Raw genomic sequence first — 20,292 nt, forward strand, 5'->3', positions numbered from 1 at the left:
AGTAATATCTGGTTGACCTCATAATACGAAGGGGCTGTCCCAAAAGTAGGTTTAGTGTCAAAACTAGAAATAGCGGTGCAAGGAAGACGCCCCCTACACCGCTTGATCCTGCCGCATTCTATGACCGTATCTCATGTGTAATAGTGTCATGATGCGGAATTCCTGAAGTTCCTGCAAATGTGCAGGCTTTGTTTATGTAAAGCCCCTAAATGACCTAAATTGCTGCAAATGTACAGGCTTTCTCTAAGGATTCTCTTCAAACTAGTCTATTCTGAACCATATTCCTGCATTTTTGCACGCTTTTGTTCATCCTTTCATGGCTACTTTTAAAAAACTGTATTTTTGCATCCTTTTCCTGATATCTTGCCTTTACACTGCTAAACAAGAAATATTTAATTCACATTCTCATCACTAATTACACGTTCAATTTTGCGGTACTCAACATCATCTACCGGAATATATCGCCCCTGATCCAGATCGAGAAAATACCAGACAGACGATTTGAAGCGTAACAGCCCTAAATACGTTGTTCCACCTATCATTATCTTTTTTAGCATAGTGCCGTTATTTTCCTGAACTTGAACCTCATCTGCTAATAAAACAAAAGGATTTACATGAAGACTCATATCTGCAAACTGTTTTCCTAAGCCTCTGGAGGTGTCTATCATTTCATAAGCGTACATGCACATAAGAAACAACAGCGTTCCGAATTGTGGCACGGTATAATGCAGCTCCAGCCTTCGTGATTGTCCTTTCAGGCGATCAGACCATGGGATGTGTACATTCTCAGGTAATGAAATTTGTAAATATGTACCGTCAAATACAGCTGTAGTTTCTTTACATTCATTCTTCTCGGCATGTCTTACCTTACAACTGGATTTGATCCATGTGATTAACGCTTCTCCAAGATATAGATTAAGCATATGAGTAAACACTCTGAAATCCTCTAGTGTACCTTCGCTAACCCGTTCACCATTCTGTACATGGAGTGCCCTGCGCGTAAAAATCTTGGCACGATCCGGTACGCTGGCCTGTGGAACGTTAAATAAATAATCCACACCATCGATACGTTCTGTCATGAAAAAATATTGCCAATTCCTTAAAGCAAAAATAGCCCCCGGACCGGTTTGAATTCCTATTTTTCTAAGCCACGGTGTAAAAAAATAACGACGACTACGTTTATAACCGTCATAACCATAATAAGCATGCTCCCCTTCACCAGCGCTTCCCATCAAAGCGTATAAAGCGCCATGCAGCAGCTCGTCACGAAAGTTTCCCTCTACAAATTCGCGTATCCATTCCCAGTTATAGCGACTCATACGAATCTCTATTTTAATATCCATAAAATTAAAATACGGTTTCGCTTGAATCTTAGAAATGGCAGGTCGCGTAAACTCAGCATCTTCAACAAATTTCACGCTATGAATTCTGGATAACAAAAGCAGCCTTGTATACTCATCCATCTGAGAAATATGTTCCGTTATGTAATAAAGTCTGGATAATATGCGGCGATAACTTGCTTCTTCATTATTTCTGTCCATTTTCCCGATATAGATAGGACCTAAGTACATTCGTGGAGTTTTTCCTAAGTCCCGATTAGAAGTTACGACCCAATTCAATACATGATATGGATTGTCATGCAAATCATAGGTTTGAACAACCCCATATCTTCTGTCGGCAATCATTTTGTCTATTCGATGCTGTATTTCTATTGGCAAGGAATGAAATGATAACATAACTCCTCCTATATACTACAAATCGCAATAACTGATAACCATTCCGCCAACCGCACCTGCAATAACAATAACCCAAGGCGGCAACTTCCAATACACCAGCATTAAAAAAAGTACACATGCCAGAGCAAAATCCACTGGTAACAAGATAGCCGTGGTCCACAACGGGTTATATAGAGCCGACAATAATATGCCGACAACTGCTGCATTAACGCCAATAAGAACGGATTGCACCTGAATATGATGACGTAAATCGTTCCAGAAGGGCAATACACCCACCATCAACAGAAATCCAGGTAAAAAAACGGCTATTGTAGCAATTAAGGCTCCTTGTACTCCGCTGATCATGGCGCCCACATAACCAGCAAAAGTAAACAAAGGTCCTGGCACCGCTTGTGCCACTCCGTACCCTGCTAAAAAATCTGACTTGCTTATCCATCCCGTCGGTACAACCTCACGTTCCAGCAGCGGAAGTACAACATGGCCCCCACCAAACACAAGTGATCCAGCCCGATAAAAGCTGTCGAACATGGAAACCCAACCCATCCCGACAAATGATCTCATCATAGGCAACGCGAACATAAGTCCAAAAAAGAGAACCAGGCAAGCTGCAGCAAATCCGCGGCTAATGGAGACATTCAGCTTTGGCGCATCTGGTATGTCTATTTTTCTGTATAGCATTAGACCTGCAATTCCTGCGAGTGCAAGAACAAGCACCTGACTATAGGCCGTTTGCCATATTAGAGTAACGCTTGCTGCAAGGATAACAATAGTAGCTCGATTTCGGTCAGGAGCCAGCTTTTGCCCCATACTAAGAACGGCTTGTGCGACAATAGCGACCGCTACTATTTTAAGACCATGAATAAAACCTGTACTGCTGATATCAAATCCTTGCAAAAGAAAAGCAAACAGAATCATAACGATCAACGATGGCATAGTAAAGCCTAACCAAGCTGCCAGACCTCCCAACCATCCGGCACGTACGATGCCAATTCCAATTCCTACCTGACTGCTTGTCGGCCCCGGCAAAAACTGACTTATCGCTACCAAATCTGCATAGCTACGTTCGTCCATCCATTTACGGCGTTGTATATATTCATTATGAAAATAACCTAAATGCGCAATTGGACCCCCAAATGAAGTTAGACCGAGCTTCACGGATACACCTAACACTTCCAGAAGATCGCGAAATATAGTTGGTTTTTTCATGAACAGTTGCTCCTTCCATGTCAATGTAAACATACTACTGATTGATTGTTAACTTTCACATGGAAGATCATAATCGCTGTGTTAACTGCATGTTTTTTGAACACACCTTTGAAATACTTGAAAAAATTACCTTTATCTTTAATAATAGTTGAAGAGTGTAAAAACACAGCTCCGGTTGGTAGTCCGGACATATCGTTGACGCTTCTCTACTGTCCGATGTCAGTAACCTTCCCCCCCTTGGGATGTCCATCACTCGCAGTTTAATCAAAGGGGGCGGTTTGCATGAAGCTAACCGTATTTTTTAATGGTCAGTATTGGGTTGGCGTTGTAGAGAGTCAGGTTGGTTCTAGCCTCAAAGCATGTCAGTTTTTGTTTGGGGCTGAACCTAAAGATGGAGAAATTCTGGAATTTGTCCATTACAAAATGCTGGATCTTCTTGCTTCGAGCCAGCAGCAAGTGGAGATTTGTCCCAACATTGCCACAAGAATTAATCCTAAACGTCTGGCTAGACAGGTCGCCAAGGAAATTCAAATGCGTGGCGTCTCAACAGCAGCCCAAGAAGCCATGAGGCTTGAGCTTGAAACAAGAAAAAAGGAAAAAAAGATTCTAAACAAAACCATGCTCAAGGAAATGAAGGAATACAAGTATCAATTAAAACAGCAAAAAGCAAAAGAAAAACATCGAGGGAGATAGAGTTCACTTTTCTCGCTTACTCCAAACTCGAGCCTATCCTTAAACACAGCAGAGGGTCGCCCCAGGCGACCTTTTGCAATTCCTGAACATTTGCTTACTTCTGCGATAGTAACTTCCGAAGCGACAACTCTATTTCGTCATGCTTCTCTTCGATCAACCACTCCTGAGGAATGAACATATAATGACAGTTATTATGATGCAAATAGCTGTATATGATTTGCGCTGTGTCGATTTCATCTCGACGAACTTCGTTCCGCATTTTTTCAGGGTTCTCCTCAAAATAATGTAAAACCCGTTCTTTTACTTCTGTCATAAAACTACCTGACTTAGAACACTCCACCGAATATTTCTCACAATATAGGATGTTGTTCCTCTTCACAAGAAATAGCTTAATTTCCTCATCGTTCAAAGGCTCAATCATCACGATATTGTGATTTTGTTCCGCAAAGTCAATCACTTTTTCTTTATTGATCAGAAATTTGACAGACTCGATATAATCCCTATATTTCGCAGCCTTTTCAAAATCATATTGCTCTGACGCCTCCAGCATTTTGTGTTCCATATCCTTATAGAGTGTCCGATCACTTCCATCAAGCAGACCGATCAGCAAATCCATAATTTCGTTGTACTCCTGAACAGCTTCCCCGCCAATGCACATTCCCAGGCATAATCCGAGCGAATGGTTCAAGCATGGGGTCGAATTTGAAGAAGTAGAATTGCAAGCGATTTTAAAGCATTCCTGAATGCCTTGAACCGCCTTCTCTATCGAGATTCTGCTTGCTGTATATGGACCAAAATGCACAAGACGATCATCATCGTCGATGCTGTTAGTTACTACTAACCGCCGCATCCCATCGGATTCTCGCACCACAATGAAGGAGTAACCTTTCGGATTTTTCATTTTCCTGTTATATATCGGCTTGATTTCCTGAATGTACTGACATTCCAGCATAAAAGCTTCAAACTCTGTATCTGTGACCCTATAGTCCAAATCCTTCACATGCTGAACAAGCTTCTTCACCTTTGGTGAATGAGACTTGTTGTTGTAAAAATACGATTGCACTCTCTTCTTAAGGCTTTTCGATTTGCCGACATAAATAATCTCTCCGCGTGAATCCTTCATGAGATACACTCCAGGAGATAAGGGAAGGCTGTCTATTTTCTCTTGTATGTAAATACCAATTCCCCCTCGGCTCAACGTCGATAGTCACCAATCCGTATTATATTGTACTATATCATGATGATCGTATACTAATTATACTTGTACCATCAGTTAAATAGATTACTCTATAATTATCATCCATTTCTGGCGCTATAAAAGGAATATGTAACTCATTGATTCCTGAGATCGACAAAATCTCAAGTATTTGCCCTAGTCTAAATGGTAATTGATCGAGAAAAATATCGATATAGTATGTCAGCTTGGCCTTTCCAAGCGCCTGATCAATCCAGGTAATCGCAAAATGAAATAACATAGGCTCGTGATGACGCGTACCAATCCAGGCAAGATCCGCTTGATTGAATATTTCAACAAGTGAGGCAGCTTCAGCTTCACTTATTCGTTTCGAATCATTTACAAAGTCTACGATCCCATGGGTCACCAGATGAAATGAGAATACCTCTGTCAAATAACGCTTCCACTTACCAAGCAATTCTTGATCTTTATCCTTCCTAACCTGATGCGGAAAAAACATGTCTGATCCTTCCTCCATTCGACGTCAATGACATCGATCTGTTCGATTTATATGTGTTACTTAATTGGAATATTGTATAATTCAATCGCTGTATTGAGTGATTTATTAATGTCATTAACAACATCAAACGCTGGATCTAAAGTCTCCTCAATCCCGTCAACAAATAGATCTATATGAAATCTAAGCGTTGTCCCCAACTGTCTCCCATACGGAGTTTCCGGTGGAAGGGCAAAAGGTCTTAATTGGATTTTTGTTCCCCCTCTTGCACGATCACGGACAAACCAAGCAATGAACTCCAGCGAATGTAAGCTTTCAATAGAATTGTCGATTAAGAATTCAAACTGAATGAGCACTTCATTCTCTAATCCGCCTTTTGTGCGTAATAATGCAGCATGAGGCAAATGAGCATAAGCAGAGAGCTCCAGCATTTCCGAATCAATCGGCTCCAGGTTCTCAACGCCACTCTCTATCTCGGTAATTCCTTGTAATCGAAGTAATGTGTTATGAAAATTTTCTATCGCAATGGGATAATTACTCATGTTTTCCTCCTCGAGTTATTCTAAATTTAGTACATATGGTATTGCTCCCTTTATAGTGTATATCGACTAAAAATAAACAATTGATTATAAATTTCCTTCCAAAAAAAACGACAGACCAGGATGCAAAAGAAAAGTCCTGGTCTGTCGCTGTATACATTCCTCAAAAATAACATTTTTACTTCAATGCATGCATTTTCGCTTCTGCCTCTTCCCAGCTCACTGTATATCCCTGACCTTTTGCACAAAAAATGGACGAGGACGTATATTGGGCATCTGCATCTTTGTTGTATCCAATCATTTCAATAACCTCTTGTTCATTGTGGCAACGATCATATCCCGCGAACGTTAAGCTCAGAGCACCTTTTCCTTGGGTGAAGGCAGCGAGCTGACTACTATAATCCATAAAAGTAGCAACAGGAACAGTTCCAGTAATAGTAGCCTTATTTCCCTCGCTTCGTGGAGCATCAAAGCTTCCATGAGCCTGTCCAATATCGGAAATAACTCGGCCAATATGATCCAGTTCAACTTTAATTTTAAAATGGTAATATGGCTCAAGCAGAACATTGGACGCTTTTTCTAACCCTTGTCTCAAAGCTCTGTACGCAGCTTCTCTAAAATCACCGCCGGAGGTATGTTTATTATGAGCTTTTCCGGTCAATAAAGTTACCTCCACGTCGGTTAACGGTGAACCAGTAAGCAGACCATGATGTTCTCGTTCAAAAAGATGATGGCGAATTAAATTCTGATTCCCTAGTGACAAATCATCGGCATGGCAAGCATTCTGGAACGTAATTCCACGATTTCTTGCACCCGGGCGAAGCTGAAGATGCACCTCGGCATAATGCCCCAAAGGTTCAAAATGTCCACAACCGATGGTATCGGTCGTTATGGTCTCCTTATACAAAATTTCCGGTGTATTAAACGTTACATTTAAGCTAAACCGTTCCTTGACCAGTTGCTCCAGCACCTCAAGCTGAATTTGACCCATAACGTGAATATGAATCTGCTGCAGCCTTTCTTCCCAGGTCACATTCAATGAGGGGTCTTCGGCATTCAACATTTTAAAATAGGCCAAAGCTTCCTTCACATTTACTTTAGGCTCAAAAATAACCGTGGATTTTAACGTAGGAACCATTTCATAGCTAGCTCTTTCTTTCAATGCACCTACTCCGTCGCCAACAGTGGTCATGGTTAGACCGGTTACTGCAAAAAGCTGCCCCGCTTTCACCCGATCCACCGCTTTATAATCCCGCCCATTATATAGGCGAATTTGCGTTATTTTCTCCGTCACCGTGTTCTCAGCATCGCCGTAATTGATTGTATCCCTAACCTTTAACGAGCCGCTCAACCCTTTGATGTATGTAATTCTTGTGCCATGCTCATCATGACGAATCCGATACACCTGTCCAGCAAAAGGCTCCTCGCTACTGTACTCAGTGATGGTAAGCTGATCCAGGTTCTGCAAAAAGCTCTCTACTCCTATGGCTTGAAGCGCAGAGCCGCAGGCATACGGAAAGATTTTGTTCGTTTTGATCAACCGTCGCATGGTGTTCAGCCATAGGTCCTTGCTGTAGCCTTTTTCCATATATTCATTCAAAAGGGCTTCATCGCGCTCCGCAACGTATTCAATCAGCCCCTCGCTCATTCCGCCATCTGCAAATAACGAGTCGGTAATATCACAGGCATCCGCTGTAAAATTGGACCTGATATCGTGCACAACCTGCTGCACATCAGCTCCCTCCCGATCTGTTTTGTTAATAAAGAAAAAACACGGGATTTGATGTTTACGCAGCAGCTCCCATACTGTCTCCGTCTGTCCTTCAATTCCTTCTACTGCGCTAACAATAATGATGGCATAATCCATCGTCTGTATTCCTCTCTCCATCTCGGGGGAAAAATCAGTATGGCCCGGCGTATCCATCAAATAGTAGCTAGAATCGCCATATGTGAACATGCCTTGATCCGAAAACACGGTAATCCCGCGCTGCCGCTCAATTTCGTGACTATCCAGAAAGGTGTTCTTGTGATCCACTCTACCTCGATTTTTTATACTTTTTGTATAATAAAGCAGTTGCTCCGAAAAAGTTGTTTTCCCGGCATCTACATGCGCTAATATTCCTATCGTCTTGTTCATCATTCATTGTGTATCCTCTCACCTATGCTGATAATAAAGATTATAGAGTAAATATAGCGAACGTTACGTGTTCTCGTCAAAAAGCTGCAATAGTGCATGTATATTCTACTCAAAGTACTTATTTGGATCAAAAGCCTGCAACAGTGCAGGTTTTCCAATGTTTTACATACATCAACCAAAAAAACACCCGATAAAGATGTATTTTTGCAGGAATTCCTCATTGTTATTTGTGACTACAGATAAATGATGCACTTTTGCAGCTTTTCCAACAAAAAAACATCCATTCTGACAAAGGTCAAAACGGATGGTCCGAAGATATATAAAGGTAAGCAAGCACAATGTCGAGAATTATATTACATAAAATTTGAAATTCCCATTATTTTTTTTGTTAAAGAACTGTTTATAAAAACATTTCTCATACATAAGACGTTAATTTATTATGATCTAACCATATGGGGGTACAAAATGAGAAAAATAATTGGCTCTACATTAATTTTAATAATAGTCCTACTTCAATTACTCACATTACCAATAACAACAGCATCAGCCAAATCTAATGCCATTACTTTTCCCGACCCTGTCTTCGAAATGATAATCAGACACTATATTAACAAACCAACCGGAAGTATCACTCAGAGTGATGTTGATCAAATCAAGTCAATTAACACGAATGAAGTTCACTCTATGCTGGCAGACAGATTAAAGTCCACTCAGCAAGATGCATCTGAGCCGCCTAACGGCATCCTAAGCTTAGAAGGCATACGATATCTTCACAATTTAGAATCACTTCATATTGAATTAAAACATGACCCTGTGATTCGCCATACGATCAAGGATTTAACTGAATTAAAAAATTTAAAAAAGCTGAAAAAGTTAACGCTCATCGGGGTGTCTCTTGAATCTATTCAAGGAGTGGAAGGCCTCACTCAGTTGACTGATCTGAATTTAAGCTATAATGTCATCGCAGATCTTGAACCTCTAAAGCCACTTACTAAGCTTGAACATTTAGATTTATCCTGGAATCAATTGTCTCAAGGTCGGGGGCTGGCTCCTTTAAAAGGGATGTCGAAATTGAAAAATTTGAATTTGGAAATGAATGCCGTCGACAATATTACTCCGCTTAGCTCGCTTACCAATCTTCAGGAATTGATACTGGGAGGTTCGGGCAATGGGGATTTATCTCCTCTTCAAAAGCTGACCAAGCTTCAAAAGCTGAACATAAACTATTTTAACGCAAAGAACATTTCAGCACTTCAAAACCTGACACAGCTGCAAGAGCTTTCATTATTACATAATCAAATAACGGATTTGTCCCCATTGTCTAATATGAACAAGCTGCAGGTGTTGAACTTGAGTGAAAATCAGGTATCATCCCTGCAGCCGATAGAAAAATTAACTAGTCTGAGAATCATTAATGCCAATAATAATCAGATCAAATCGTTGGCTCCTTTGAAAGAAATGGTCCATCTTAAAAAGATTGAAGCATCAGACAATCAAATTGTTTCCATTGAAGAACTTAGGGGATTAAAGAACCTTCAAGATGTCAATTTAGTGAGAAATGTAATCGATTTTCGAAATGGAACTCCTTCCTCTTTAGCTTTAGCTGCTTTACAAGGTCAGGGCTCCAAAGTTTTTTATGATGAATTCAAACCATTTCCCGATATTTTTCTAATGCTGAATAAAAAAACGGCCTACGCATATGGAGAATATATAACGCTGCCTGCTGCTCCTATTGAGAAAAAAGGACGCACATTAGTTCCACTTCGTGTGGTTAGTGAGTTAATGGGCGCCAAGGTAACTTGGAATGGGGTGGATCAGTCAATTACAATTGAATTCGAAGAGAATAAAATCCAGATGACCGTCGGTTCTACGAAATTAACTGTCAATGGACAGTCGTCTGAAATGGATACCGCCCCTGTTATTTACGGCGGCACAACTTATGTTCCAATTCGATATATAGTTGCTCAATCGGGTATGTCAGTACAACCTGACGGCTATGGCATCATATTAACCAAGCAAATAGTTAACAAGCACTAAAATGATTTCAAAAAGTCGTCAAGTGGCCTTAGCAGTTTATCACGATCAAGCTCATAGTAAAATCTGTTTTCTGTTCTTGTAAAGCTAACCACCCCGATTTGTTGCAGGAAACCAATATGATAAGATACGGTTGGCGGTGAAATGTTCAACGCTTCTGCAAGCTCCTGGCCAAACCATGGGCGTTCAGATAGAAGCCTGATAATCGCGATTCTGTTCACATCGGATAGAACCTTAAAGAAATGAGCTTGTCTCTCTGCAATAGCCGAATCGTTAAACAAAAGCTCCGAATATATCCCTAAGACAAACCAATCCCTTACATTCTCCTGATAAGAAGAATAAGCGTGACAGCTTACGTATTTGAAAAAACTCAAATGAAGAACATAGCCGGGTGGATGATCCTTTAGACTATCGATATTCAAATATTGGCTAATAAATAGGTCAGGATTGTCCTTCAGCATCGCATCATATCTAGGTTTTTCTGTTTCGATATTTTTAATAATTTCATCTTCAAAGGGGGTAAATGCTACGGTATTCAATCGATTCAATAACAAGGTAAACCGCTGCTTGATCTCCTCCGGATTTTCCACTGCTTCGATAACTCTAGACTTTCTATTCTCATCCTGAAACTTAGTATCTTGAATTAACTGCAATAGTTTGAGTTGCTTCCCTTTAAATGCTTTGTATGCAGGTGTACCTCTTTCAGGCAAGGTGTTTTTACAGACACTTTCAATAATTTTAAATACAAATTCATCCGCGGTGTCCTGCTGGACTTGATCTATGATTTCATTTACCTTATCCAAGGTAGGATTATGGACTATATATTTATAAAGAATAAAACCTAATCCACTTGAATCAAAAAAATATGTCAATTCCTGCTGTATGTAGTGAGAAAGTGTCTTTTTCATTTCTTGAAGCATCCCCGTAATCTTGGCGTTCGGCTCCAAGTCAAAAGCACGGATCATCTCGATAAAACCTTTATCAGTACCTAGCGCAAACAGCGAATTTAAAAACTCCATTGGTGCACTAATCCGAATATCTATAGATTTTTTCATGGTGATCAGCCTCTATTCATATTTGAATTCGATAAACATCTAATACATCATACAGGATTGTAACGAATCGAGTCAATTTATTATATAATCATCTAATCTGTATTGATTTTATATTTATCTAATGTATAATCAAAGTGCATAATCATCTAGCAAGGAGTGGTTACATGATAGATAAAGGATTATTGTTAGAACGTTTGGATGCCATCGGTCAAAGTCTGAGTAATTATGATCAAGCATTGCTTTTGCTGGGGCTGGGTTCTGTAGGAGCTGAACTAAACAGGCTTGACTCTTACTCAGATCTGGATTTCTTTGTCATTACCAAATCAGGCAATGCATCTCGATTTATTGATCATTTAGACTGGTTGAATAATGTCTATCCACTGTCCTATCAATTTCAAAATGCAGATGTCGGTTGGAAAATTATGTTTGAGGATGGGATATACGGAGAGTTCGCGATTTTTGATGAAGACGAATTGAAGCATATTCCTTGTTATGGAGGTAGAATCATCTGGCATAAACCTGATTATGAGCCACAAATTCCAACCTTAGACCAACAGAACCCTATCAAACGTCCTGACTCCTTAGATTTCCCCTTGAACGAAGCTATCACTAACATTTATGTTGGTCTTTGCAGATATGCCAGAGGAGAAAAAATGTCCGCAAAAACATTTATAGAATCCTATGCAGTAGGTCAAATCATCTCCACACTACATTTACATAGTCAAGAACTGCCTTGTGATCTTGATCCGTATAGTAATGACCGAAGAGTTGAAGCAAGATTTCCCGACTTCGCCGTCCATTTAAATGAAATGCTTCAGGGATATGACAGGGTCCCTCAATCTGCGATCCGAATATTAACGTATTTAGAGACGATTTATCCAGTAAATCGGAAGCTATCTCAAGAGATCAGAAGTCTAGCCTTGCAATTAGGAGCAACCTTATCTTAATTAAAGGAGGAACAAATGCATGTTGAACGTTCTTATATTAGGTGGTACAACCTACGATTCTATTATTACCTTACCTCAGCTTCCCCGGCCAGAGTCGCAAACGATCCATTATGCTCCTTTTCACGAAACAATTGGCTCTACTGGTGCGGGCAAAGCACTTAATTTGTGCAAATTAAACGTGCCTTGTGTTTTACATTCCATCATTGGAGATGATCTATATGGTCATCAGATTGTTGAGGGCCTTCAAGAAGCAGGAGTTAATTTTCAATACGATATTGATCCTAAAGGGACAGAGCGCCATGTCAATTTGATGGATCAGGATGGCAGCCGAATATCTATTTTTGTAACTCAGTCCTCATCAAATCCCCCATTAGATATGATCAAGCTTGAGGAGCTTATTCGACAATGCGATATAGTGGTGCTGAATATTATTGCTTATACCAAACAACTGATCAGTCTATGTCAGAAGCATAATAAGCCGATCTGGACCGACCTTCACGATTATGATGGTACGAACAGCTATCATGAGGATTATATCAATGCTGCAGACTATATCTTCATGAGTTCAGATAGTTTAGATGATTATAGTAGCGTCATGTCAGATCTTCATCATAAAGGCAAGAAGCTTGTGGTGTGCACACACGGGAAAAAGGGGGCGACTTGCTTGAGTGAAGACGGTGTGTGGAGAGAATCCAACATTGTTAAGGATTACATCTTCAAAGATGCCAATGGTGCTGGGGACAGTTTCTTTTCCGGCTTTCTGTACGGGTACTTGAGTAATAAATCTATAGAGGAATGTCTAGGTCTTGCTACCATATGTGCGGGATTAAGTATTACTTCCGAAGAATTAGCCTATCCAGAATTAAGCGAGGAACTACTACAGCAAGAGTATGTTAAATACTATGGGGGGTGATTCCCCCCATTTCTTAAGTCTCTCGTATGTTATAAATTTTTGGTTAATATGACCTCCAAAGGTTGAGAATCAAGTAATAGACATCCAGCATCACGATACCCCAATTTTCTATAAAAATGTTGCGCTTCTTCATTCGATTGAGTTGAAGTCATTACTAATTCAAATCCTCTTTGACGCATGTTTTCTTCCCAAAGTAATACGATTTCCTTCCCTATGCCTTGTCCTCTATACTCTTCATCAATCCATAACATATTCATAAAAGGAATGTTATCCCAAAAATATCCAAATCTCATCCATCCCAATTTACTCTCTGAATCTCTGATTATATAGATCTCTTTTTCTTGAATCTTAGTTGTTACCAATGATTCAGGTATATGTTTATCCCGGTCTACTATAAATGTATAATCTTGTTCCGTTGCAATCCCTATCTTCATTGACATCCCCCTGTTTGATATTATTTTATACGGTTTACTTAATATATTCGTGATTTCTCACTAAAGATTGATAACTCTGAAATTGCTTCTTCAACTGTTGGTTTAAGACGATGTTAATTCCAGCTTCGAAATACTTACAATTATAGAAGTTCTTTTAATAAGTAATAGTGTTTATAATCATTTGGAGCATTCTCTATAACGGCAATAATTTTATATCCATACTTCTTATAGAAATCAGGAGCCTGGAAACTAAAAGTGTTTAATTTAATGAAAGAACAGTTCTTTTCCCTAGATATTTTTTCAGCTTCCTCAAGAAGTTTTTTGCCGTATCCTTGCTCTCGATAGTCAACATGAACCCATAAAATATCAATTTCCATCCAATTCCAACAAATAGCGCTATTCAATCCTGCAACAATTTCTTCCTTATCATTCTTCAAACATAAATTAATTTCTTCATATCGACCATTTAGTACATGCTGTGAATTAAATTCAATTAGTTTGTTTCTAACGTAATCACTATCTTCATTCGTGCTTTGAACGATGTTTGAAAAGTTCATATAATCCTCCAATGTCAAAATTGATTGCATCAATTTCGTATAACGTTCTTATATCTGCGATTCTGAGAGGCTTAAGCTACGACGCTCCGGGTCCGACGGACTTAGCCTTGCAGGGTTGTGAGCAGAATTAGCTCCTTTGCTTTCCACGTCCTGCAAACTAAGGGCCGAACGGCCTGCAGCATAGATATAGTAATACAGTATTATCGGATGTCTTCGTCTCCTTGATTCAATTACAAATCGCTCTTATACTCTTTCATGATCTTATTTACAAATGCAGTTTTTCCTTCTGTGTAGGCTTGCCGATTGTCTTTATATATAGTTGCAAGTTTTTTCTTTAGTTCTGCATATTCTTCTACAAGATAAGAATGCTGTCTTAATATATCTCTGAAGAATGTATGCTTTATTAATGCCTCACTTTCTTGATTGCAGACATACAGATGATGTTCAGGCTTTGGTTGATTATCCTGATTATAAGGAACTCTTTCATCTTTTCTTCCAAATGCTTCTCTGTTCTCGACCCCCAAATTACCTTCATGGTAATAACCTAATTCACTTAGCTTATTTATTAGCTCAGGGAGTAATGACATAGAGCTAATTACGATATCCAGATCTATAATTGATTTCGCTGCGAGACCAGGAACGGATGTACTTCCGATGTGCTCAATATCCACAATTAAATTCCCTAAGTGTTTTTTCAAAATCAAAGCTAGTTCGTCAAACATACTGGGCCAATTGTAATTGTAATCATCTATGATAACTGGTTTTGTAGCCATCCTTGATTCCCCTTACAATAATATGTATTTACGAAGCTTTCCGATAACGTTCCTGTGTTCACGACGTCCGACAAAGTCAAGATGTGTCTGCTGAACCTGCCTCCTTGAAGTCCATCTAACAGACCAAAGCTCCGTCAGGAGTCGCAGCTTGAGTATTATGTTATACGAAGGATCATTCCCCTTTGATACTCTCTCAACTCTTATAATTCAAATCTTTCTTTTATCATTTCCGCTACCTGTTCAGCTTCCAACCCCTATGTTATTAATTCTTAAATAGTTTTGCTTTGTAATCTCTTCAGGCAATGAATTTAATCGGTGTTTTTCGTAAGTTTTAACAAGCTCTTCTTCCGACCATTTCACATTCCGTTTCGTTGGTTTATGTATAAGTCTATTTTCAGTACTATTTCGCTTTTTTCGTTCTTCTAGATCTGCCTCTAATTCAACTAAGTATACGGTTCCTCCTCTCGATTCAAATAAGCTTGAAATTTCCTCTATATAGTCCCAGTCGCTTTGAAGGTCGAATGCCCATACATATCCCTCTAGATCGCTCTTCGAAACTTCTTCAAATATCTCTCGTCTTATCATGCTTACAAGACGCTTTCCGGAGGGTGTTCCGTAATCAAAAAACTGCGACACGAAGTCAATAGACATATGATTATGAAATAGCTTTAAATCTGTTTTTGCTGCCAGGCATTGGCCCACTGTCATCTTTCCTACTGCCTGTGGGCCGAAAAGTATGATTAGCTTCACTTGTATTCCTCCGTAATAAATTTGCTTTAATGATCTTTCGTCTAAAGTTCTTGTATCTACGAGCCCGAGAGGCTTAAGGAGCACACGCGACCGGGTCCCAAGGACTTAGCCTCGCAGGGTTCTTCGCTGAATCAACTCCTATGCTTAACCCTTCATGAGAACTAAGGGCGCAGCCCGCAACGTAAATACTGTGTTATATGGTGCCGCCTCTTCTTCGAACTATAACCATCTATAAATTTATCCAGTATTTACATATCCCTTCATTGATTTTTTCAAGAACTCCATTATTACTTTCAATTACTCTCCTAGATCTTAGATTATTCTCATCACAAGTAATAAGAAGTTCTTCAATTCCAATACTCTTTGCTGACTTTTTTAGTTCTGACAAGAAAAGCTTACCATATCCCTTTCCTCTTTCACTTGGTCTAACTATATATCCAACATGTCCTCCATATTCAAGTAACCTATCATTTAGTTTATGTCTTAGCTTGCCGTATGCGACTGGCCTATCATTAATATACATCCAATATATTGTCTGTTGGACGTAACCATCAGGTAGGTTTATTCCTTTAGATATTTCAATCAGCCTAGGCAAGCTATTCTTGAATTCTTCATAATCATGATTTGTAAAGTTAGTAGTGAATCCATTCTCCCCTAGTCCTATTTCTTCAATCATTTCAAATATGTATTGATCATCTGATTGAGTTAATGCTTTTATATCAATCTTCATGTCTCATCCCACATTTCATAGTTTTAGGCAGTTTCATATAACGTTCTTGTATTTACGAACTGAAAGGCTTAAGGTGCGCAGCACCGGGTGGCTCTGCCACTTAGCCGTGCAGAGGGTTGATTGCCAGATTCCGCTTCTTCACTTCTGGCAATCCAAGGAGTCTATAGGCTCTGCAGCGTGAATACGATGTTATACGACAGAACTTTGAAATACTTACATTGTTATTCCTGATTATTGCTATTCTTAAATCTAAAAATTAACTTAGTTCCATCATTTTTGGTTTCAGCGACTTCTTCTTGGTAAGCTCCCTCAGTATAGTTATTTACTGTTCTTCTCCAAAAGGATTGTGCTCTTCTATTGTTTTCTCCGGGATTCGTCTGCAACTCCCAAGTACCTCGGTGACTATTAAATACCTGAATAGCTGCAACTTCTGCCACCCCTCTACCACGGAATGACCTTAAAATAAAAAACTCGTTCATGTAAAAATTACTTCCATGTGGGGTATACGGCGGGGTGGCCACAAGAGCAAAACCAACCGGAACTTCATTTGCTCGTATCAGATATGGGCATAAGATAGTTGGTTTGGACCACCAGATATCGAACACGTTGTTTTGCTCGGTTAAAGTTAAAATTTCATCTGCTTCAAAAACTCCATATGTATTGGGCTGCCATCCCCATATTTCAGATAAATCATGCAAATATAAGGGGTATAAATTGTTTATTATGAATTTAGTTTCTAGGTCTGTTAGATTTATAGTTACTTGCATTATTCCACTCCTTTCTGTCATATAACGTTCTCAGTATTCACGAAATCCATGATTATACATCTGACAACCAAAGGGCGATAGCCCTGTAGCGTGAATACGGTGTTAGACGAAGTTCCCCTCTTTATTGATTACACCTTCAACTTTAAGTCTGATATTTTTAAATTTATTTACAATTATGTTTTCATCTTCATCAATTTTTAAAAGTCTTCTCTTACCCAATCTCTTATCAAACCACGACATCGCTTTAATTATTGGGTTGGGAGAGTTCATTGATTCGTCTATTGATAAGTTTAGATATTTTTCAATTGCTTTATAGAATTCAAACTGATTATGTATTCCTTGTCTTTCCATTTCTTCATCTGCAATTTTGTACGCTTCATAATACCCATCCTTTTGTTCTGGATTTCTCCAATCATGAGAATCAAATCCTCCCTGATCCTGTCTGCAGCAATATTAAATTCATATCGTAACTTAACTGTACAAAAGTCATGTATGATTTCATTATCAAAAGTAATCCATGATCTGCCAGCCTTATCATGAGAGCCTCTATATCGAGTACTATTATAAACGACTCTGCCTCTCAAAGATTCACAGAGTCTTGATTCAATTTGCTCTTTCATCTTACTCCATTGCAAATACCCCACCTCTATTTAGGGAATTTCGTCTAACGTTAATGTGTTCACGACGTCCAACTCCCTTAAGCCCGGAGGACGGACTCGATGCGGTTAGGGAGTTGGTTGTGTCCGGCTGATTCCACTTCCATGCTGCTGCCAATTACTACTCCGATTCAACATCCAACTCCTGCCGAACCGAGGGCCGAATGGCCCAATGCGTGAACATGGTGTTAGGCGAAGTTAAAGCCATCTTGAAAATTCTTCCTAATCTTTGATACATTAGAATAAATTAAAGCTGGAGGTTAATACATTGGAAATCGGAACTATTCTACCTTATTTAGGGATACCTTCCTTTTTAGGTGCGGTAATTTTAATTACTAGGATTATTGCGTTAGCTAGAACGACCAAAATAGAGAGAATGCTAATGAATGATCAAAAAAACATATCTATCTTCATCATTCAATCTTTATTTTCAGCAATAATTGCTGCGTTATTAGCAATATATTTTACTTATCTCATTAATGGGAATGAAAATATAGAGTTTTACATAGTTCTCTTCTTGGTTTATTTATTTCTTGCTTGCGCCTCAGTACCTAGCGTTTATAGTATTTTGAGTTTAATTCGTAAACGCTCAATTCACTATATATGGATTAAATCAGATGATTCAATTCTAAATACACACAAAATAAAGTTGTATATACATCGTGTAACATTTGATGATAAAGTTATTGTTTCAAATAAGCCTACACTAAATAACATTCAGGGATATAAGAAAATAATTGATAAATCATATCTTTATGATAAAAAAATATATGAAGAAAAGCTTTAATTTCGCCTAACGTTCCTGTATCTACGAACCCGAGAGGCTTAAGGCGCATCGCACCGGGTCCAACGGACTTAGCCTAGCAGGGTTGTCTGTGAATTCACTACCCCGAATCACATCTTGCAGACCAAGGGCCGAACGGCCCGCAGCGTAGATACTATGTTATGAGATGTCAGCGACTTCTTTGAACTACCACCAATATTATTTCAGAATTAATTCGTTTGTCTTGTCTTGTTTTACTAATTCGCTTTTTGAATAGAACTTAACTATCTTCCCATTTTCAATTGCATATTCAATTTCTTTTCTTGTACTACTACCAATGTAACCATCAACATCGATAACAAATATTTCATCTGACATATCAATTTTACGAAAATGGATTTCTCCAAATAATTCTGCCTGTTCCTTAGTAATCTCAATTCCTTCGCTTTGCTCAAAAAAAGCTAAACTAATAACAATTTTCCCCTTAAGGGTTAAGTATCTATTCGCTTGTTCAAATTCTCTCTTAAATTTTGTTGATCCACATAGTGTTATGACCTTCATTGTATTCACCTCTGTTATTTCTTTTCCCATAACGTTATTGTATTCACGAAATGACCCAGTCTTAGATAGCTCTTATCTTAGGCTGGGTCATTTGTTGTCTGAGCTACTTCCATGATTATACATCTGACAACCAAAGGGCAATAGCCCTGTAGCGCGAATACGGTGTTATCGGATGTTCGGGTCATCTTCGAAGTTTCTTCTAACTAATCTTTCATTTTAATTACTTATTGTTTCTTACCGACAGCAATCCATCTTCTATCAATATCTTCAAATACAAATTCCTTGTTGTTATAATCCGTTGTTGATAAAGATCGTACGATCTTTACGCCTAAATCACCTAAACTTCTCTCCATTTCCTTTTGGTTATCTGTAATAAAATACGCATCATATCCATATCCATGAATTTCTCGATTTGGCACTATATATTCTTGATTTGATTTGTTAATACGATTTCTATTCGATCTTTATATAAACAAATATGGGATTCAATCGAGTCGATATAGCTTACTACTCTAAAACCAATTCGTTCATAAAATTCAGATGTCTTTTTCATATCAGTGCTCGGAAAAATCTGAAGACAGTTTGTAAAACCTTTAGTTTCCATATGTATCACCTCATCTTTGAACTTTAATCATCTTAGATTTGAAATTTCTTTATAACTGATTTTTTACAATTGCCCGAATTTCCGATAACGTTCTGGTATTCACGAAACGACCCAGTCTTAGATAGCTCTTATCTTAGGCTGGGTCGTTTGTTGTCTGAGCTTCTTCTATGAATATACATCTGATAACCAAGGGACGATAGCCCCGATGCGTGAATACGGTGTTAGCTGAAGTTCATGCCTTCTAAGTGTAGCAGACTATACTTTATCAGTTTTTTTGTTAATATACTTTGCAAGCCCTTCTAGATCAGGAAATATTGAAAATGGGTGTATCCCTGATAATTCGTTACTACTTAGGTGGGATCAGAATTGAAGACGCCCTTGAATGGCGAAAGTGAGGGATTTGAGAACGGAAAGGTTCTGTTTGAGGAGAGTGGAGACGATGGAGCGAATGCGTGCAAACTGCTCTGCACCCGTCGTTGTACGAAAAGCTCCTGAAATTTTAGTTTTGACCTTGACCATCCGAATATCGCGTTCTGCCTGATTATTGTCAAACGGAATTTGGGCATCTCGAAGAAAGGCAAGGATAGCGGTTTTGTATTGCTGAAACCGCTGCGCTAAATTCCCTGCTTTTCCTTTGGCATGTCTGCCGCGTGTACCTTTTTCCTTGGGGATAAACCCTTGTTTCCATTCTGTTTCGCCACACATCAGAATTTCATCGTAGTGCTGCTCCACTTCCCTGATCAGGA

Annotated in this window: 21 protein-coding genes and 2 pseudogenes; 5 read left to right on the forward strand and 18 right to left on the reverse strand. The window is 39.0% G+C overall.

Annotated elements, in window-relative coordinates:
- Positions 1-392 precede the first annotated feature (392 nt).
- Complete coding sequence (locus BLS49_RS23220; protein ID WP_091236282.1) at positions 393-1,736, reverse strand: hypothetical protein; 1,344 nt, start codon at positions 1,734-1,736, stop codon at positions 393-395.
- Positions 1,737-1,751: 15 nt separating this feature from the next.
- Entirely contained in the window at positions 1,752-2,942 is a 1,191-nt protein-coding gene (locus tag BLS49_RS23225) for a chromate transporter (protein WP_091236284.1), read from the reverse strand.
- A gap of 282 nt (positions 2,943-3,224) precedes the next feature.
- Between BLS49_RS23225 and BLS49_RS23230 the strand changes: the two genes are divergently transcribed.
- Positions 3,225-3,635, forward strand: a complete 411-nt coding sequence (locus BLS49_RS23230) for a YjdF family protein (RefSeq protein WP_091236287.1) — start codon at positions 3,225-3,227, stop codon at positions 3,633-3,635.
- 94 nt (positions 3,636-3,729) lie between these two features.
- On the opposite strand, the gene BLS49_RS23235 is transcribed toward BLS49_RS23230, so the two are convergent.
- The 4 genes from BLS49_RS23235 to BLS49_RS23250 form a co-directional block, all read right to left on the reverse strand.
- A complete protein-coding gene (locus tag BLS49_RS23235; protein ID WP_342707228.1) occupies positions 3,730-4,767 on the reverse strand; it encodes a GIY-YIG nuclease family protein in 1,038 nt (345 codons plus the stop codon).
- A 103-nt stretch (positions 4,768-4,870) separates the two neighbouring features.
- A complete protein-coding gene (locus BLS49_RS23240; protein WP_091236289.1) occupies positions 4,871-5,329 on the reverse strand; it encodes a hypothetical protein in 459 nt (152 codons plus the stop codon).
- A 56-nt stretch (positions 5,330-5,385) separates the two neighbouring features.
- The gene (locus BLS49_RS23245; RefSeq protein ID WP_091236291.1) at positions 5,386-5,868 is read right to left on the reverse strand and encodes a hypothetical protein; all 483 of its coding nucleotides are present in this window, start codon (positions 5,866-5,868) and stop codon (positions 5,386-5,388) included.
- 175 nt (positions 5,869-6,043) lie between these two features.
- Positions 6,044-8,002: a GTP-binding protein gene (locus BLS49_RS23250; protein WP_091236329.1), complete on the reverse strand. Its 1,959-nt coding sequence runs from the start codon at positions 8,000-8,002 to the stop codon at positions 6,044-6,046.
- 465 nt (positions 8,003-8,467) lie between these two features.
- Between BLS49_RS23250 and BLS49_RS23255 the strand changes: the two genes are divergently transcribed.
- A complete protein-coding gene (locus BLS49_RS23255) occupies positions 8,468-10,039 on the forward strand; it encodes a leucine-rich repeat domain-containing protein (RefSeq protein ID WP_175471524.1) in 1,572 nt (523 codons plus the stop codon).
- Here BLS49_RS23255 and BLS49_RS23260 read toward each other — a convergent pair.
- Entirely contained in the window at positions 10,036-11,091 is a 1,056-nt protein-coding gene (locus tag BLS49_RS23260) for an ArsR/SmtB family transcription factor (protein ID WP_091236296.1), read from the reverse strand. The genes BLS49_RS23255 and BLS49_RS23260 overlap by 4 nt on opposite strands.
- Positions 11,092-11,255: 164 nt before the next feature.
- On the opposite strand from BLS49_RS23260, the gene BLS49_RS23265 reads away from it, so the two are divergent.
- A complete protein-coding gene (locus tag BLS49_RS23265) occupies positions 11,256-12,038 on the forward strand; it encodes a hypothetical protein (protein ID WP_091236299.1) in 783 nt (260 codons plus the stop codon).
- A 19-nt stretch (positions 12,039-12,057) separates the two neighbouring features.
- Positions 12,058-12,951, forward strand: coding sequence for a carbohydrate kinase family protein (locus BLS49_RS23270; RefSeq protein WP_091236301.1), 894 nt, complete (start codon positions 12,058-12,060; stop codon positions 12,949-12,951).
- 29 nt (positions 12,952-12,980) lie between these two features.
- On the opposite strand, the gene BLS49_RS23275 is transcribed toward BLS49_RS23270, so the two are convergent.
- The 8 genes and pseudogenes from BLS49_RS23275 to BLS49_RS25870 all read right to left on the reverse strand — a co-directional run bounded on the left by BLS49_RS23275 (position 12,981) and on the right by BLS49_RS25870 (position 17,582).
- Positions 12,981-13,385, reverse strand: coding sequence for a GNAT family N-acetyltransferase (locus BLS49_RS23275; RefSeq protein WP_091236304.1), 405 nt, complete (start codon positions 13,383-13,385; stop codon positions 12,981-12,983).
- A 140-nt stretch (positions 13,386-13,525) separates the two neighbouring features.
- Entirely contained in the window at positions 13,526-13,942 is a 417-nt protein-coding gene (locus BLS49_RS23280; protein WP_091236307.1) for a GNAT family N-acetyltransferase, read from the reverse strand.
- A gap of 230 nt (positions 13,943-14,172) precedes the next feature.
- The gene (locus tag BLS49_RS23285; protein ID WP_091236310.1) at positions 14,173-14,715 is read right to left on the reverse strand and encodes a GrpB family protein; all 543 of its coding nucleotides are present in this window, start codon (positions 14,713-14,715) and stop codon (positions 14,173-14,175) included.
- A 200-nt stretch (positions 14,716-14,915) separates the two neighbouring features.
- Positions 14,916-15,465, reverse strand: a pseudogene (locus BLS49_RS23290) (DEAD/DEAH box helicase family protein).
- Positions 15,466-15,694: 229 nt separating this feature from the next.
- Complete coding sequence (locus tag BLS49_RS23295; protein ID WP_091236312.1) at positions 15,695-16,195, reverse strand: GNAT family N-acetyltransferase; 501 nt, start codon at positions 16,193-16,195, stop codon at positions 15,695-15,697.
- A 221-nt stretch (positions 16,196-16,416) separates the two neighbouring features.
- The gene (locus BLS49_RS23300) at positions 16,417-16,962 is read right to left on the reverse strand and encodes a GNAT family N-acetyltransferase (RefSeq protein ID WP_091236315.1); all 546 of its coding nucleotides are present in this window, start codon (positions 16,960-16,962) and stop codon (positions 16,417-16,419) included.
- 102 nt (positions 16,963-17,064) lie between these two features.
- A pseudogene (locus tag BLS49_RS24650) lies at positions 17,065-17,343 on the reverse strand (SF0329 family protein); the annotation flags it as partial.
- Positions 17,253-17,582 (reverse strand): SF0329 family protein, encoded by a 330-nt coding sequence (locus BLS49_RS25870; protein WP_425432179.1) that lies wholly within the window; start codon positions 17,580-17,582, stop codon positions 17,253-17,255. The pseudogene BLS49_RS24650 and the gene BLS49_RS25870, both read right to left, overlap by 91 nt.
- A 304-nt stretch (positions 17,583-17,886) precedes the next feature.
- On the opposite strand from BLS49_RS25870, the gene BLS49_RS23310 reads away from it, so the two are divergent.
- Positions 17,887-18,405, forward strand: a complete 519-nt coding sequence (locus BLS49_RS23310) for a hypothetical protein (protein ID WP_091236320.1) — start codon at positions 17,887-17,889, stop codon at positions 18,403-18,405.
- Between the two features lie 195 nt (positions 18,406-18,600).
- On the opposite strand, the gene BLS49_RS23315 is transcribed toward BLS49_RS23310, so the two are convergent.
- The 3 genes from BLS49_RS23315 to BLS49_RS23325 form a co-directional block, all read right to left on the reverse strand.
- Entirely contained in the window at positions 18,601-18,942 is a 342-nt protein-coding gene (locus BLS49_RS23315; RefSeq protein ID WP_091236323.1) for a hypothetical protein, read from the reverse strand.
- A 224-nt stretch (positions 18,943-19,166) separates the two neighbouring features.
- Positions 19,167-19,295, reverse strand: coding sequence for a hypothetical protein (locus BLS49_RS25650; protein WP_342707227.1), 129 nt, complete (start codon positions 19,293-19,295; stop codon positions 19,167-19,169).
- A gap of 611 nt (positions 19,296-19,906) precedes the next feature.
- A partial coding sequence (locus BLS49_RS23325; protein ID WP_175471525.1) for an IS66 family transposase occupies positions 19,907-20,292 on the reverse strand: 386 nt, incomplete at its 5' end.

The organism is Fontibacillus panacisegetis (genome assembly GCF_900102215.1).
Lineage (GTDB): Bacteria > Bacillota > Bacilli > Paenibacillales > Paenibacillaceae > Fontibacillus > Fontibacillus panacisegetis.

What these genes read in the sequence shown, in the direction of transcription:
- BLS49_RS23220 (WP_091236282.1), bottom strand. Translation starts at nt 1,736, where the DNA reads ATGTTATCATTTCATTCCTTGCCAATAGAAATACAGCATCGAATAGAC.
- BLS49_RS23225 (WP_091236284.1), bottom strand. Translation starts at nt 2,942, where the DNA reads ATGAAAAAACCAACTATATTTCGCGATCTTCTGGAAGTGTTAGGTGTA.
- BLS49_RS23230 (WP_091236287.1), top strand. Translation starts at nt 3,225, where the DNA reads ATGAAGCTAACCGTATTTTTTAATGGTCAGTATTGGGTTGGCGTTGTA.
- BLS49_RS23240 (WP_091236289.1), bottom strand. Translation starts at nt 5,329, where the DNA reads ATGTTTTTTCCGCATCAGGTTAGGAAGGATAAAGATCAAGAATTGCTT.
- BLS49_RS23245 (WP_091236291.1), bottom strand. Translation starts at nt 5,868, where the DNA reads ATGAGTAATTATCCCATTGCGATAGAAAATTTTCATAACACATTACTT.
- BLS49_RS23250 (WP_091236329.1), bottom strand. Translation starts at nt 8,002, where the DNA reads ATGAACAAGACGATAGGAATATTAGCGCATGTAGATGCCGGGAAAACA.
- BLS49_RS23255 (WP_175471524.1), top strand. Translation starts at nt 8,468, where the DNA reads ATGAGAAAAATAATTGGCTCTACATTAATTTTAATAATAGTCCTACTT.
- BLS49_RS23260 (WP_091236296.1), bottom strand. Translation starts at nt 11,091, where the DNA reads ATGAAAAAATCTATAGATATTCGGATTAGTGCACCAATGGAGTTTTTA.
- BLS49_RS23265 (WP_091236299.1), top strand. Translation starts at nt 11,256, where the DNA reads ATGATAGATAAAGGATTATTGTTAGAACGTTTGGATGCCATCGGTCAA.
- BLS49_RS23270 (WP_091236301.1), top strand. Translation starts at nt 12,058, where the DNA reads ATGTTGAACGTTCTTATATTAGGTGGTACAACCTACGATTCTATTATT.
- BLS49_RS23275 (WP_091236304.1), bottom strand. Translation starts at nt 13,385, where the DNA reads ATGAAGATAGGGATTGCAACGGAACAAGATTATACATTTATAGTAGAC.
- BLS49_RS23280 (WP_091236307.1), bottom strand. Translation starts at nt 13,942, where the DNA reads ATGAACTTTTCAAACATCGTTCAAAGCACGAATGAAGATAGTGATTAC.
- BLS49_RS23285 (WP_091236310.1), bottom strand. Translation starts at nt 14,715, where the DNA reads ATGGCTACAAAACCAGTTATCATAGATGATTACAATTACAATTGGCCC.
- BLS49_RS23295 (WP_091236312.1), bottom strand. Translation starts at nt 16,195, where the DNA reads ATGAAGATTGATATAAAAGCATTAACTCAATCAGATGATCAATACATA.
- BLS49_RS23300 (WP_091236315.1), bottom strand. Translation starts at nt 16,962, where the DNA reads ATGCAAGTAACTATAAATCTAACAGACCTAGAAACTAAATTCATAATA.
- BLS49_RS25870 (WP_425432179.1), bottom strand. Translation starts at nt 17,582, where the DNA reads ATGAAAGAGCAAATTGAATCAAGACTCTGTGAATCTTTGAGAGGCAGA.
- BLS49_RS23315 (WP_091236323.1), bottom strand. Translation starts at nt 18,942, where the DNA reads ATGAAGGTCATAACACTATGTGGATCAACAAAATTTAAGAGAGAATTT.
- BLS49_RS25650 (WP_342707227.1), bottom strand. Translation starts at nt 19,295, where the DNA reads ATGGAGAGAAGTTTAGGTGATTTAGGCGTAAAGATCGTACGATCTTTA.